Below are 13,795 nucleotides of genomic sequence, written 5' to 3'. Positions count from 1 at the left end.
TTCATTTATTATACTATGGTAGATATCATAAGATTACAATGATGAAGTTGTAGTACAAGGGGGAACTATTCGTGCGTTTACGTTTGCTTATGGCGTTGCTTGCTGCAGCGGCTTTTCTTTTGTCTGCTTGCACAGGGCCGTCTGCTCAAGAAGAAATGTATGAACATCTAGAAAAAGCGGTGACATTAGAAGATGCGTTCCGCGAACAACAGGAGCCATTAGTCGAGCTTGAGAGTCAAGAGCAGGAGCTTTACAACCAGATCATCGAACTGAGCATGAATGAATTCGATCAAATCAAACAGTTATCTCAGGAAGCAGCTGGTATTGTAGAGGATCGACGTGAAAAATTAGAACTTGAAAAAGAAAGTATCGAAGCTGCGAAAGAAGAGTTTGATAAAATCGAACCCTTGTTGAGTGACTTGGAAGAAGGTTCTGAGGTAAAAGAGAAGGCAGATGAACTGTATGACAAGATGCAGCAGCGTTATGATGCTTATCAGCAGTTATACAGTAATTATGACCAAGCTTTGACCCTCGATGCTGAATTATATGAAATGATGCAGAACGAAGAATTGACGCAGGAAGACCTTCAAGCTCAGATTGACGAGATCAATCAGGCTTACACAAAGGTAATTGAATCCAATGATCAATTCAATCAATACACAGAAGAGTACAACCAATTGAAGAAAGAGTTTTATGAAGCATCAGATTTGGAAGTGGAATTTGAAGAGCCTTCCAATAACGAAGAGAACAACGGTCAAGAAGAAAATAGTGATCAAACCGAAGAAAGCAATTCTTCCGAATGATACGAAAACCGTCTCGCACGAGACGGTTTTTTTCTTTGTTTCAAAAACTATTCGATGTGAGCTTCGGCATTTCACCGTTCAGCAAAGGCCGACATGTTTCATAAGGCAGAACAGTTGCAAAAAGAACAGAAAAAGATCTAGAATTAATACAGGTATCATATTGAAGTGATACAGTATTGGGCGAAGCGCCCCAAGATTCACCACTTTTTTACACTTATCACATATGAGTGTTTATAGTCTCTATTATATTTTGTAAAGTGATTGACGAATGATGACGAATTGAGCTAAACTACAAAGTGGATTTACATTGTACCAGTAAATATTCATCTAAGAATGTAACAGTTTACGTGTTGATCTTGCTCATGATTAATTAAGTTGTGGACGGGGTAAAACGTAAAGTGTGAATCGGTACAGATTTTTTAAAGAATTGGGAAAGCTAGTCACAGCATCCATTTTCAAATATGAAAGGAAGAGGTGAATCATTTTGAAACGAACTCTTGAGAACATTGAAAATCAGTTCGAAACGTTTCAAATCATGAATGAAGAAGGTCAAATCGTCAATGAAGACGCTATGCCTGATTTATCAGATGAAGATTTAAAAGAAATTATGCGCCGTATGGTGTACACACGTATCCTGGACCAGCGTTCAATCGCGCTGAACCGTCAAGGACGTCTAGGCTTCTACGCTCCAACAGCAGGTCAGGAAGCTTCTCAGCTGGGAAGTCAATTTGCATTGGAAAAAGCAGACTTTATCCTACCTGGTTACCGTGATGTACCACAATTGATCTGGCACGGTCTGCCACTTTATCAAGCATTCCTATTCTCCCGTGGTCACTTCAAAGGGAACCAAATGCCTGAAGGTGTTAACGCTGTAAGTCCACAAATCATCATCGGTGCACAAATCACACAAGCTGCTGGTGTTGGTCTTGGTTATAAGAAACGTGGCGAGAACGCCGTAGCGATTACTTATACTGGTGACGGCGGTGCTTCACAAGGTGACTTCTACGAAGGAATTAACTTCGCAGGTGCTTTCGGAGCTCAGTCCATCTTTGTTGTTCAAAACAACCGCTTCGCAATTTCTGTACCAGTTGAGAAGCAATCAGCTGCTCAAACAATTGCTCAAAAAGCAGTTGCTGCTGGTATCGAAGGCATTCAAGTAGACGGTATGGACGTTCTAGCTGTTTATGCAGCAACAAAAGAAGCGCGTCAACGTGCTGTTGATGGTGAAGGTCCGACACTCATCGAGACACTGACTTATCGTTATGGTCCTCACACAATGGCTGGTGATGATCCAACTCGTTACCGTACGGAAGATGAAGATAACGAGTGGGAGAAGAAAGATCCAATCGTTCGTTTCCGTAAATTCCTAGAAGAAAAAGGCCTATGGTCTGAGGAAGAAGAAAACGAATTGATCGAGAAAACAAAAGAAGAAATTAAAGCTGCGATCAAAGAAGCAGATAATACTCCTAAACAAAAAGTTACAGATCTAATCGATATCATGCACGAAGAACTTCCTCCAAACCTAAAAGAACAGAAGGAAGAATTTACAGAAAAGGAGTCGAAGTAGATCATGGCACAAATGACAATGATTCAAGCCATCACAGACGCAATGCGCACTGAGCTAAAAAATGATGAAAACGTGCTAATTTACGGTGAAGACGTTGGTCAAAACGGCGGTGTTTTCCGTGCGACTGAAGGCCTTCAAAAAGAATTCGGCGAAGATCGTGTATTCGATACACCACTAGCTGAATCCGGAATTGGCGGTATGTCAATCGGTCTTGCACTGACTGGTTTCCGTCCAGTACCAGAAATCCAGTTCTTCGGGTTCGTTTACGAAGTAATGGACGCAATCAGCGGTCAAATGGCTCGTTACCGCTACCGTTCTGGTGGTACACGTCCAATGCCGATTACAGTTCGTTCTCCTTTCGGTGGCGGTGTACACACACCTGAACTTCACGCAGACTCTCTTGAAGGCCTTATGGCTCAACAACCGGGACTACGTGTAGTCATTCCATCCAACCCGTATGATGCAAAAGGACTGTTGATCTCTTCAATCCGCAATAACGACCCAGTAATCTTCCTTGAGCACATGAAGCTTTACCGTTCATTCCGTGAAGAAGTACCGGAAGAAGAGTACACAGTAGAGCTTGATAAAGCAGCTATCAAACGTGAAGGTACGGACGTTACGCTTGTTGCTTACGGCGCTATGGTTCACTCCAGCCTTAAAGCAGCAGAAGAGCTTGAAAAAGACGGCATCAGTGCTGAAGTCATCGACCTTCGCACAGTGAGCCCTGTAGACTATGAAACGATCTTAGAGTCTGTTAAGAAGACGAATCGTGCCGTTGTTGTACAGGAAGCTCAGAAATCTGCAGGTATCGCTTCTGCTGTTGCAGCTGAAATTCAAGAACAGGCGATTCTACACCTAGAAGCTCCAGTTCTACGTGTAGCCGCTCCAGATACAGTTTACGCGTTCACTCAGGCGGAAGAAGTATGGTTGCCAAACCACAACTCAATCGTTGAAAAAGTAAACGCAGTAATGAACTTTTAATCATCTCTAAATATAGGAGGTCATAACCATGGCATTTGAATTTAAACTGCCTGATATCGGTGAAGGTATCCACGAAGGTGAAATTGCCAAGTGGTTCGTCAAAGCAGGCGATGAAGTAAAAGAAGATGACGTACTTTGCGAAGTACAAAACGATAAAGCCGTTGTTGAAATTCCTTCTCAAGTAGATGGTACGGTTAAAGAAATCCACGTAGACGAAGGCGAAACAACAACTGTTGGAACAGTAATCATCACAATCGATGATGGTTCTGAAGACTCTGCTGATTCTGGAGCTTCTGAAGAAAAAGAAGAGCCTAAAGAAGAGAAGCAGGAAGAGGCGCCTAAAAAAGAAGAACAGCCTGCAGCACAAGCAGATAGTGCTGACGTTGATGAAGACAAGCGTGTCATTGCAATGCCTTCTGTACGTAAGTTTGCACGTGACAACGATGTTGACATCCGTCAAGTCCAAGGTTCTGGCAAGAATGGTCGTATCCTGAAAGACGACGTAGAAAGCTTCATGAACGGTGGACAGCCACAAGCTGCTGAAGCTCCAGCTGAAGAAGAAGCACAAGAACAAGCTTCTAAGCCTCAGTCTGTACCAGCTACAGGTGAAGAGTATCCTGAAACTCGTGAGAAGATGAGCGGTATCCGTAAAGCAATCGCTAAAGCGATGGTTAATTCCAAGCATACAGCTCCTCACGTAACATTGATGGATGAAGTGGATGTAACAGAACTTGTTTCACACCGTAAGAAGTTCAAAGCTGTTGCAGCTGAACAAGACATCAAACTGACGTATCTTCCATACGTTGTGAAAGCTCTTGTCTCTGCTATCAAGAAGTTCCCAATCCTGAACACTTCTGTAGACGACAGCACGGATGAAATTATTCAGAAACACTATTATAATATTGGTATCGCTGCTGATACAGATAAAGGACTACTTGTACCTGTTGTGAAAGAAGCAGATCGTAAGTCTGTATTCTCTATCTCAAGCGAAATCAATGAACTAGCTGTGAAAGCTCGTGATGGTAAACTTTCTGGTGAAGAAATGAAAGGTGCTTCCACGACAATTACAAACATCGGTTCTGCAGGTGGACAATGGTTCACTCCAGTTATCAACCACCCTGAGGTAGCAATCCTTGGTATTGGTCGTATTGCTGAGAAACCAGTTGTCCGCGACGGAGAAATCGTAGTCGCTCCAGTACTTGCGATTTCCCTAAGCTTCGACCACCGTGTAATCGATGGCGCGACAGCTCAACATGCAATGAACCACATCAAGCGTTTACTGAACGATCCACAACTTATTATGATGGAGGCGTAAAGTATGGTAGTAGGAGATTTCCCAATTGAACTTGATACGTTAGTAGTCGGTGCGGGTCCTGGTGGCTATGTAGCTGCCATCCGCGCTGCTCAAACGGGTCAAAACGTAACAATCGTAGACAAAGGTAACTTAGGTGGAGTCTGCCTGAACGTTGGTTGTGTACCTTCCAAAGCATTGATTCAAGCGGGTCACCGTTATGAGCATGCAAAAGGCGCAGAAGACATGGGAATCCAGTCTGAAAACACAACAGTAGACTTCTCCAAAGTGCAAGAGTGGAAAGGAAGCGTTGTAAACAAACTAACTGGCGGTGTTGAAGGTCTTCTTAAAGGAAACAAAGTAGACATCGTTAAAGGTGAAGTTTACTTCGTAGACAAGAACACTGTTCGTGTAATGGATGATAAGAACTCTCAAACATACACGTTCAACAACTGCATCATCGCGACTGGTTCTCGTCCAATCGAGCTTCCAAGCTTCAAGTATTCTGATCGCGTACTTGATTCAACAGGCGCACTTTCTCTTCAAGAAGTGCCGAAGAAGCTTGTTGTAATCGGTGGCGGTTATATCGGTACAGAGCTTGGTACGGCATATGCGAACTTCGATACAGAAGTTACAATCCTTGAGGGTACAAAAGATATCCTTGGTGGATTTGAAAAGCAAATGTCTTCTGTCGTGAAAAAGCGTCTTAAGAAAAAAGGCGTTTCGATCGAAACAGAAGCAATGGCTCAAGGTGTTGAAGAGCGCGAAGACGGTGTAACGGTTAAGTATGAAGTGAAAGGTGAAGAGAAATCCATCGACGCGGATTACGTTCTTGTAACGGTTGGTCGTCGTCCGAACACGGATGAGATCGGTCTTGAAGAACTTGGACTTGATATGACGGATCGTGGCGTAATCAACATTGATAAACAATGCCGCACAAGCATCGAAAACATCTATGCTATCGGTGATATCGTTGAAGGACCACCACTTGCACACAAAGCTTCTTATGAAGGTAAGATTGCAGCAGAAGCTATTGCAGGTGAAAAATCTGAGATCGATTATCTTGGAATTCCTGCGGTTGTATTCTCTGATCCAGAACTTGCTTCTGTCGGATACTCTGAGCAGGAAGCAAAAGATGCTGGCTACGACGTCAAAGCATCTAAGTTCCCATTCGCAGCGAATGGACGCGCGCTTTCTCTTAACGACAGTGACGGCTTCTTGAAGCTGATTACTCGTAAAGATGACGACCTTGTTATCGGTGCTCAAATTGCTGGTCCTAACGCTAGTGATATGATCGCTGAACTTGGTCTTGCCATCGAAGCTGGTATGACAGCTGAAGATCTTGCCCTTACTATCCACGCTCACCCAACATTAGGTGAGATTACAATGGAAGCGGCTGAGGTTGCGATTGGTCAGCCAATCCACATTAAATAATGCATGTTCTAAGAACCATCCTTCGGGGTGGTTCTTTTTTTTTGTAGGAAGATGATTGGACTCATGAAATACCATGGTTGAGAAAGACTAAGAAGGAGGAGGGATACTTGATGAAAGACAAGAACAAGAAACACAAAAGCAAAAAGGACCTGAATGCGATGCGCCACGAAAAAGGCGAGCAGGAAGGCAAAGCAACGAACAAAGGTACAGAATAACAAGAAAAGAGGATTGCAGCTAAGCAATCCTCTTTTATCAGCGTTTATATTTCTTTAAAGGCGAAGGTCTTTTCAAGTTCATCTAAAATCCGCTGGCTTGTGTTTTCTCCTTGGATATTCATCACAATCTCACCTTGTTTTTTAACGATGAGCGCAGGTAAACGATCACCAGAGACTTCGATTTGGTCTTCTTTTGTTATGGTTTGAGTAAATTCGATGTTTTGTGTATGACTTTGATTCGTTTTCCAATCCAACAGGGCGTTTAAATAGTGATCGGCTTGTTCTTTCTGCCCTTCTTTTGTGTATAGAAATAGTTCATAATCAGACTCTGCAGCGCTTAGTACTTCTACTGAGCTTGATTGAGGGAGGCATCCCGTTAGTATAATGACAGCTGTTATTGGTATAAGTAATCTATGCAACAATTGATTCCACTCCCTTTTGTTCGACTGCACTTTTAGTCTAACAAACGAACCAGGAAATGAGGCTCTTGTTAACAAATTGTTACATAAATGAAAGGCTCATGTTGTATCGTTAATGGCATTGTTAATCGATACATCGTTGTGTAAAGTTATATGGTGAACTTGACTATGTGGTGCACCCCATGGTTTAGGATAAGAATGGGGGGATAACTTGTACAAAGTCAGTGAATTTGCCGCATTAACGGGATTTAGTAAAGAAACACTCCGTTATTACGCACAAGTAGGTCTCCTTGAACCTGCATACACCGACCCGAATAATCATTACCGTTATTATGATGATGGAAGTTACTTCTTGGCCTTGCTTCTGGAGAAGTTACGCAGCTTTGACTTCACCATTCAGGAAATGAAATCGGTCATGGGTGATGAGTCATTCGCCAATTTGGAAGAACTATTGCTGCAAAAGCGTCAAAGGATGAAGAGGCAAATTGAAGAATTACAGGCGCGAATTCAGGAGTTGGACGTTTTTTTAGAATCAGGAAAGGAGGATGAATCATGATTACATGGAAAGAGGAGCGGATGATTGATGCAAGTATTGAAAGAGTCTGGGATCTATTCAAAAGTGATAACCTGCAAACAATCATGCCAAAAGTAGAAGAGCATAGGTTGATCGAGGGGGAAAACGGAAAGAACGGTGCGAAGTATCTTCAGAGATACAGAGAGGGTAAGAGAGTGGAGACTTACACGGTGATAGAGGAGGGCTATGTAAATGAATCTGCTTACAAACGGAAGCAGTGGAAGTTTGAATTAGGGAACGCGTTTGAAATCAAGCTGTCTTATAGCTTTTTCCAAGAAGGTGGGCGAACTAGGTTCCTGTATGAAGGTGAGAATAGGGGAATTAATTTCGTTGGACGTGCTATGCTCAAATTAGGTAGTGACAAAAACCAGATGAAAGTTGTAAACGAATTTCTTGATCGAGTAAGTGAGGAAGCGGTGAAACGCCATTCATGATAGATGCCGCTTCTTGCATTGGGTGACAAAGGGTATCCCTTCTGTTATGATGTGAAGTGTAATTGAATAGTTAACAAAAACTACTAGGGGAGCCTGAATAGGCTGAGAAGAAGGGGAATGAACCTTCTGACTCTTATGAACCTGATCTGGTTAATACCAGCGGAGGGAAGTGGTTAGACGCAAGTCGTCTATTTACTTATGCCTATTCGAAGTCAGGTCCGTACCCCGGACCTGGCTTTTTTTGTTTTTCCCTAAGAAGGGAGGGGAGTTCATGAATCGTACAAGATTACTGGTCGTCATGGCTGTTTTTGTGGCGATTGGAACTTTAGGTTCACAGTTCCTCTGGTTTCCTGCAGGCATTGCCAAAGCATATCCTGTGCAACACGCTGTAAATGTAATGGCTGCTGTCATCGTAGGGCCTATACCAGCGATAGGCATTGCGTGTGTAATCGGGATAATGCGCGTTATGCTCGGTCTCGGGACTCTTCTAGCGTTTCCAGGAGGGATGATTGGTGCGTTGTTAGCGGGTGTCCTCTATCAATGGACGAACAAAACGACTTTTGCAGCCGTTGGAGAAGTGATCGGAACGGGAGTCATCGGCGCTTTGGTCGCCGTCCCTTATGCGCAAGTGCTGATGGGGAGTTCGGCGGGTGCTTTCGCATTTCTTTCCCCTTTTTTCGTAAGCAGTGTATCAGGAGCGTTCATCGGCCTTATTGTTGTATCAAAGTTACCATCACACGTGGGAAACATAGCTTCCGCGCGATCTTAAGGAGGAAACTGAGATGTCATTTACTAAACAATTGAGAAAAGAAAACCATGATGTTTTTCATGCCATATTCCAGCATCCATTTGTAGAAGGGATTGGGGAAGGGGAACTAAACCCCAAGGCCGTGGCCCACTACATTAAAGCGGACTTCGAGTATTTGAATGCCTTCATGCACGTGTACGGGCTAGCCATAAATAAAACGGATAACCGTCAAGATATCCATTTCTTCAATGAGCAAATCAAGTTTATACTGGATGGAGAAATCCATCCTCATCAAAATTTATGTGAATATATCGGAATTCCATACTCTGAACTTCAAGGGTATCCGCTGCCTCCTACTGCCGATCATTACATTAAACATATGTACGCTCACGGTTATCAAGGAAGCTTAGGTGAGACGATTGCCGCTTTACTACCTTGTCCATGGACGTACTTAGAAATAGCCAGAAACTTGCTGGAAAGATATCACCTTGAGGAGAGGCACCCGTTCTATCGCTGGATCATTTTCTATTCCGGAGATGAAATGGACGATATTACAGGCTATTTGAAAAAACGGTTGGACGAGATAGCGGAGTGTGCTACAGACTCAGAGCTTCAAAAAATGCGTGATGCCTTCAGGAAGAGTTGTTTGTTGGAATGGTCGTTCTGGGAGATGGCGCATACTTGTGAAGACTGGCCAATTGGAAAGGTCGGTGTTATACGATGATCCATTGTGCACTTGCGATTGCCGGTACGGACCCGAGTGGGGGAGCCGGCATACAGGCTGACTTAAAAACATTCCAGGAATCAGGTGTCTATGGGATGACCGCCATCACTTCTCTAGTTGCTCAGAACACGACTGGAGTTCAATCTGTTTACCATCCCCCTTCTGATTTCCTAAAGGAGCAGCTCTCATCTGTTCAATCAGACATGCCCATCCATGCGGTGAAAAGTGGAATGATTGCTACCCCCCACATGGTTGAGGTTGTGGCAGAAGCGGTGCAAAGGATGAATGCTCCTTACGTGATTGATCCTGTAATGGTAGCTCAGAGTGGGGACAGCTTAATCGAAGAGAAAACCGTTCAAGCTTTCAAGGAGCAGTTGATGCCTCTTGGAACGCTGATCACTCCAAATCTTCCAGAGGCGGAAACCCTTCTTTCGGTGACCATCCATTCTGAAGACGACATGAAGGAAGCGGCTGTTCAAATGGTGAAGCAATTTGGTCTTCACGCTGCACTCATCAAAGGTGGCCATGCGGAGGGGAAGGCAGTAGATGTGTTGTATGATGGGCATCACTTACGAACGTTCGAAGCCGAGCGGATCGATACTACGAATACACACGGTACGGGATGCACCTATTCTGCTGCCATTACGGCTTACCTCAGCAAAGGGTTCCCTTTACATGAAGCTGTGGCAGAAAGTAAAACATTTGTTACCGAAGCGATCCGTCACTCTTTCGACTTAGGCAGGGGATCGGGTCCTACCAATCATTTCGCTTTGCGAAAGGGGGTCTTCTCATGAATGATGTAGTGATCAAGAAGGTGCGAAACAAGAAGCCTTTAATACATCATATCACCAACCAAGTTGTCATGAATTTCAGTGCAAATGGACTTCTTGCCTTTGGAGGTTCACCGATTATGGCGCATGCCGCTTCAGAAGCGACAGACGTGACCAAGCTGTCGGATGGTTTAGTCATGAATATTGGGACATTGACGGAAGATCAGCTTGAGCCAATGATTCTGTCTGGTCAAGCTGCGAATGACCTTGGTATTCCAGTTGTACTGGACCCAGTAGGCGTTGGCGCAACCGCCTTTCGATCGGAAGCCTTTAAAAAAATCACGGAACGAGTAGAGGCTACGGTGATTAAAGGAAACGCAGGGGAGGTGGCCCATTTGATAGGCGCGGACCTAGAGATGAAAGGGGTGGACTTTGTGGGAGACGCTTATGCGTCCGACATCTCGAGGCGTGTGGCGCTTCACTATAACACCATCGTCTTATGTACGGGAGAAGTGGATGTGGTGACAGATGGAAAACGCGAACTGATGAACAGCCGCGGTCACGAAATTCTTACCTCTATTACGGGAGCAGGGTGCCTGCTCGGTTCGGTTGTCAGCGCCTGCATGAGTGTTGAAGGAGACCGTTTGGACAATGTATTGACAGCTGCATCCTACTACGGTGCTGCAGCGGAACGAGCGGCCGATCATCATACTGTAGGTGGTCCCGGTACGTTTCTGCCACAATTTATAGATCAGTTGGCCGCTGGAGGAGGAGAATGATTACGGAGAAGCTGCGTAAATATTTCGTCATGGGTTCAAAGCAATGTTTAAAAGATCCTGCTGCCGTCCTTGAAGAAGCCGCATCAGCTGGTGTCACAGCTTTTCAATTCAGGGAGAAAGGCAAAGGAGCCCTCGAGGGTGAAAAGCGAAAACATCTTGGATTAGAGCTAAGGGAAATATGCCGTCATCATGGAATTCCGTTTATCGTAAATGACGACATAGACCTTGCCGTTGAACTGGAAGCAGATGGGATCCATGTTGGGCAGTCTGATCAAGATGTTTCCTATATAAAGAGACACTATCCCGAGTGGATTGTCGGTTTATCTGTTTCAAATGCAGAGGAAGTGCTGCATTCTCCTATTAATCAAGTGGATTACTTAGGGGCGGGTCCCTTATTTCAAACGACGACAAAAGAAGATGCAAAGGAAGCCGTAGGGCTGAAGTGGATCAAGCGATTGAGAGGATGGTATCCTCATGTTCCGATTGTTGGAATAGGGGGAATCAACACTCGGAACGCAGCGTCTGTCATTGAAGCTGGAGCAGATGGTGTAGCCGTGATCTCCGCTATCACGAAAGCAGACTCGGTAAATGAAGCCGTTCGCGATCTATAGCTCATCCAAAACGGAGACCGTCGATATAAAGACAGGTCTCCGTTTTAATTGTTACTGGCTATATCGTTGAATCGTAGCACGAAGCTGTTCAGTTAAAGTAGTTGGATTTGCAAGTTCTGCTTTATTGAATGAAAGCTTCACCTTGCTCTCATCCATCTCCAAGGCTTCTGCGAATAGTCCTCCGAGGCCACGCGCGCGTCTATCTACTTCTAAGAAGACTTCAATTCGATCCTCATAAAGGAAGAAGATGGCTTCTAATTCATCTAAGTAGGAACGGAACTCACCCCGAGGCTGGAACTCAAACTCCTGGACATAACCAAGCTTTTTGGAGTATTCCATCTCAACTTTTCGCACGGAAAATCCTAAATGGTTCAGTGCATCTAATATAGACTCCACGTATGGGTGAGGGGCGATTTTTACCGGATCGCGGTCTTGTGGGTCAAGTGCCATCGGAATGTCGAGACCCGTTTCGAACCAAATCGGCAGCCTGGATAGAGAAGCTGGTACATGATAGGGGAGATGTACGGAAAACGGAAATTCCTTTGTCTCTCCAGCAGATATGACGAGATCTTGTGTCACTAAATACTTTTCTAACGATACTTTTTCTTTTACTTTTCGGTCATCCACTTCTCTGACTGCCTCTGTCATCAAGAAGAGGTTGATGGCATCAATCGATTGATCGACGTCTCCGCCTTTGATGACGACTTTCCCTGTAACCTCTTCTCCAGGGATGAACTGATCCTTATCCAGCTGGGTGTCCACTTTGGCGGCGCCGACACCTACGCTTGCTAATAATTTCTTAAACATAGTAATCCTCCTCCTTTATCCCATTATACGATGTTGAAGGCGAAAAAGATTCAAAAAAAACGCTCCCTTAGTTAAAGGGAGCGTTTGGTTTAGGTTTTATTTTTTCTTTTTCAAATCAACTTTCTTTGCATCTTCACTGAACTGTTTATAAAGGGAGAAACAGATCAAAATCATGATGAAGGTGAACGGGAAGGCAGCGATGATGGCTGCTGTCTGTAAGGCACCTAATCCACCCTGCCAGAGTAGGACAGCAGCGGCACCGGCTTGGATAACTCCCCAAGTGAATTTAACTTGGTTCTTCGGATTCAGGCTACCGTTTGTCGTCTGCATACCTAGAACGAATGTTGCGGAGTCTGCTGAAGTAACGAAGAACGTACTGATCAGCAATAGTCCGATAAAGGACATGATTCCGCCTAATGGAATATGCTCAAGCATGGAGAACAAGGCTACTTCTGTACCTAAGTTAGCCATGTCCTGGTTAATATTAATGCCCTGGAAGTACTCGAGATAGATGGTTGTACCACCGAATACGGAGAACCATAGAGCACCAAATACAGTAGGAACTAATAGAACACCAAGAATGAACTCACGGATTGTACGTCCTTTGGATACACGGGCGATAAATGTACCAACGAATGGAGCCCAGGAGATCCACCAAGCCCAATAGAAGATGGTCCATCCTTGAACCCAGTTGTTATCTTCGGCAAATGGTGTAAGTCGGAAACTCATATAAGGTAAGTCACGAAGATAAGAACCGAATGACGTCGTAAAGAAGTCCATGATGAAGTTTGTCGGACCTGCAAACAGCAGGAAGAACATAAGCAAGAGAGCGAGAACTATGTTCGTGTTACTCAAGTACTTAATCCCTTTATTCAATCCTGTCATAGCAGAAATCATGAATAGAACGGTAACGACAACAATGATGATGAATTGCAGTGTGAAGTTATCTTCCAATCCAGGAATGGTGAACGCTAGTCCACTTGAGATCTGCAGAGCACCAAGACCAAGAGAGGTTGCAACACCAAAGATTGTCGCAAAGACAGCAATAAAGTCAACAAGTGTACCGATCGGCCCTTTAACGCGCTCTTCACCTAAAACAGGCGTTAACGCGGCACTGATCACACCAGGTGCGTCTTTTCTAAACTTGAAGTAAGCAAGCGCCAAAGCTAACACAGCGTAAATGGCCCACGGGTGAAGACCCCAGTGGAAGAAGCTGTATTTCATGGCAGATTGAGCGGCTTCTTCTGATGTCGGTTCCATGCCTGGTACAGGCGGAGTATGGAAGTGAGATAGTGGTTCAGCTGCACCCCAGAATACAAGCCCGATTCCCATTCCTGCACTGAACAGCATGGCGAACCATGTAATGTATGGATATTCCGGTTCGTCGTCTGGTTTACCCAGCTTCAACTTTCCGTATTTCGAAAATACTAGATAAATCGCGAAAATCAGGAATCCTGTTGCGGATAATAAGTAGAACCATCCGAATTTATCAGTCAGGAAACCCTGAATAGTTGATGTAACGTTAGATAAGTTCGCAGACCCAATAAGGTCCTCTGAAAGTGATCCCCATATGATGAATAGCACAGCTACGGTTACGGAGATATAAAATACTTTTGTTACTTGATTCATGGACGATCA

The 13,795-nt window shown here is 44.3% G+C and carries 15 protein-coding genes and 1 riboswitch; of the genes, 12 read left to right on the top strand and 3 right to left on the bottom strand.

What is annotated here, in order from left to right; all coding sequences use genetic code 11:
- Nucleotides 1–71 precede the first annotated feature (71 nt).
- The 5 genes from LCM20_RS02410 (at nucleotide 72) to lpdA (ending at nucleotide 6,076) form a co-directional block, all read left to right on the top strand.
- On the top strand, nucleotides 72–803 hold the full coding sequence (locus LCM20_RS02410; protein WP_225193827.1) for a YkyA family protein: 732 nt from the start codon (nucleotides 72–74) through the stop codon (nucleotides 801–803).
- A 484-nt stretch (nucleotides 804–1,287) separates the two neighbouring features.
- Nucleotides 1,288–2,370, top strand: a complete 1,083-nt coding sequence (pdhA, locus tag LCM20_RS02405) for a pyruvate dehydrogenase (acetyl-transferring) E1 component subunit alpha (RefSeq protein ID WP_318247289.1) — start codon at nucleotides 1,288–1,290, stop codon at nucleotides 2,368–2,370.
- Nucleotides 2,371–2,373: 3 nt separating this feature from the next.
- Nucleotides 2,374–3,351, top strand: coding sequence for an alpha-ketoacid dehydrogenase subunit beta (locus tag LCM20_RS02400; protein ID WP_225193826.1), 978 nt, complete (start codon nucleotides 2,374–2,376; stop codon nucleotides 3,349–3,351).
- Between the two features lie 28 nt (nucleotides 3,352–3,379).
- The gene (locus tag LCM20_RS02395; protein WP_225193825.1) at nucleotides 3,380–4,666 is read left to right on the top strand and encodes a dihydrolipoamide acetyltransferase family protein; all 1,287 of its coding nucleotides are present in this window, start codon (nucleotides 3,380–3,382) and stop codon (nucleotides 4,664–4,666) included.
- Between the two features lie 3 nt (nucleotides 4,667–4,669).
- Nucleotides 4,670–6,076: a dihydrolipoyl dehydrogenase gene (gene lpdA, locus LCM20_RS02390; RefSeq protein WP_225193824.1), complete on the top strand. Its 1,407-nt coding sequence runs from the start codon at nucleotides 4,670–4,672 to the stop codon at nucleotides 6,074–6,076.
- A 259-nt stretch (nucleotides 6,077–6,335) separates the two neighbouring features.
- Here lpdA and LCM20_RS02385 read toward each other — a convergent pair whose 3' ends face one another.
- A complete protein-coding gene (locus tag LCM20_RS02385; RefSeq protein WP_225193823.1) occupies nucleotides 6,336–6,713 on the bottom strand; it encodes a hypothetical protein in 378 nt (125 codons plus the stop codon).
- Nucleotides 6,714–6,921: 208 nt separating this feature from the next.
- Between LCM20_RS02385 and LCM20_RS02380 the strand changes: the two genes are divergently transcribed.
- The 7 genes from LCM20_RS02380 (at nucleotide 6,922) to thiE (ending at nucleotide 11,350) form a co-directional block, all read left to right on the top strand.
- A complete protein-coding gene (locus tag LCM20_RS02380) occupies nucleotides 6,922–7,266 on the top strand; it encodes a MerR family transcriptional regulator (RefSeq protein ID WP_225193822.1) in 345 nt (114 codons plus the stop codon).
- On the top strand, nucleotides 7,263–7,718 hold the full coding sequence (locus tag LCM20_RS02375) for an SRPBCC family protein (protein WP_225193821.1): 456 nt from the start codon (nucleotides 7,263–7,265) through the stop codon (nucleotides 7,716–7,718). Before LCM20_RS02380 ends, LCM20_RS02375 begins: the two co-directional genes overlap by 4 nt.
- A gap of 75 nt (nucleotides 7,719–7,793) precedes the next feature.
- Nucleotides 7,794–7,903: riboswitch (TPP riboswitch) on the top strand.
- Between the two features lie 86 nt (nucleotides 7,904–7,989).
- Nucleotides 7,990–8,487, top strand: a complete 498-nt coding sequence (thiW, locus tag LCM20_RS02370; protein ID WP_225193820.1) for an energy coupling factor transporter S component ThiW — start codon at nucleotides 7,990–7,992, stop codon at nucleotides 8,485–8,487.
- A 13-nt stretch (nucleotides 8,488–8,500) separates the two neighbouring features.
- Nucleotides 8,501–9,190, top strand: a complete 690-nt coding sequence (tenA, locus tag LCM20_RS02365; RefSeq protein WP_225193819.1) for a thiaminase II — start codon at nucleotides 8,501–8,503, stop codon at nucleotides 9,188–9,190.
- On the top strand, nucleotides 9,187–9,984 hold the full coding sequence (gene thiD, locus LCM20_RS02360; RefSeq protein WP_225193818.1) for a bifunctional hydroxymethylpyrimidine kinase/phosphomethylpyrimidine kinase: 798 nt from the start codon (nucleotides 9,187–9,189) through the stop codon (nucleotides 9,982–9,984). The genes tenA and thiD overlap by 4 nt, the downstream gene beginning before the upstream one ends.
- Complete coding sequence (gene thiM, locus LCM20_RS02355; RefSeq protein ID WP_225193817.1) at nucleotides 9,981–10,739, top strand: hydroxyethylthiazole kinase; 759 nt, start codon at nucleotides 9,981–9,983, stop codon at nucleotides 10,737–10,739. Before thiD ends, thiM begins: the two co-directional genes overlap by 4 nt.
- Entirely contained in the window at nucleotides 10,736–11,350 is a 615-nt protein-coding gene (gene thiE / locus LCM20_RS02350; RefSeq protein ID WP_225193816.1) for a thiamine phosphate synthase, read from the top strand. The genes thiM and thiE overlap by 4 nt, the downstream gene beginning before the upstream one ends.
- A gap of 51 nt (nucleotides 11,351–11,401) precedes the next feature.
- Here the strand turns inward: thiE and LCM20_RS02345 are convergent, their stop codons facing one another.
- Nucleotides 11,402–12,157 carry a sporulation protein gene (locus tag LCM20_RS02345; RefSeq protein ID WP_225193815.1) on the bottom strand — a complete coding sequence of 252 codons (756 nt, stop codon included), beginning with the start codon at nucleotides 12,155–12,157 and terminating at the stop codon, nucleotides 11,402–11,404.
- Nucleotides 12,158–12,253: 96 nt separating this feature from the next.
- On the bottom strand, nucleotides 12,254–13,786 hold the full coding sequence (locus tag LCM20_RS02340; RefSeq protein WP_225193814.1) for a BCCT family transporter: 1,533 nt from the start codon (nucleotides 13,784–13,786) through the stop codon (nucleotides 12,254–12,256).
- Between the last annotated feature and the right edge of the window lie 9 nt (nucleotides 13,787–13,795).

The sequence above is a fragment of the Halobacillus litoralis genome (genome assembly GCF_020171725.1).
GTDB classification, from domain to species: domain Bacteria; phylum Bacillota; class Bacilli; order Bacillales; family Halobacillaceae; genus Halobacillus; species Halobacillus litoralis_F.
This window is presented reverse-complemented; position numbering and strand designations above follow the sequence as displayed.

Bases quoted from the DNA above. Each gene is read 5' to 3' on its own strand.
- thiE (WP_225193816.1), top strand. From the start codon at position 10,736: ATGATTACGGAGAAGCTGCGTAAATATTTCGTCATGGGTTCAAAGCAA.
- thiD (WP_225193818.1), top strand. From the start codon at position 9,187: ATGATCCATTGTGCACTTGCGATTGCCGGTACGGACCCGAGTGGGGGA.
- lpdA (WP_225193824.1), top strand. From the start codon at position 4,670: ATGGTAGTAGGAGATTTCCCAATTGAACTTGATACGTTAGTAGTCGGT.
- LCM20_RS02345 (WP_225193815.1), bottom strand. From the start codon at position 12,157: ATGTTTAAGAAATTATTAGCAAGCGTAGGTGTCGGCGCCGCCAAAGTG.
- LCM20_RS02395 (WP_225193825.1), top strand. From the start codon at position 3,380: ATGGCATTTGAATTTAAACTGCCTGATATCGGTGAAGGTATCCACGAA.
- tenA (WP_225193819.1), top strand. From the start codon at position 8,501: ATGTCATTTACTAAACAATTGAGAAAAGAAAACCATGATGTTTTTCAT.
- LCM20_RS02340 (WP_225193814.1), bottom strand. From the start codon at position 13,786: ATGAATCAAGTAACAAAAGTATTTTATATCTCCGTAACCGTAGCTGTG.
- thiM (WP_225193817.1), top strand. From the start codon at position 9,981: ATGAATGATGTAGTGATCAAGAAGGTGCGAAACAAGAAGCCTTTAATA.
- LCM20_RS02375 (WP_225193821.1), top strand. From the start codon at position 7,263: ATGATTACATGGAAAGAGGAGCGGATGATTGATGCAAGTATTGAAAGA.
- thiW (WP_225193820.1), top strand. From the start codon at position 7,990: ATGAATCGTACAAGATTACTGGTCGTCATGGCTGTTTTTGTGGCGATT.
- LCM20_RS02400 (WP_225193826.1), top strand. From the start codon at position 2,374: ATGGCACAAATGACAATGATTCAAGCCATCACAGACGCAATGCGCACT.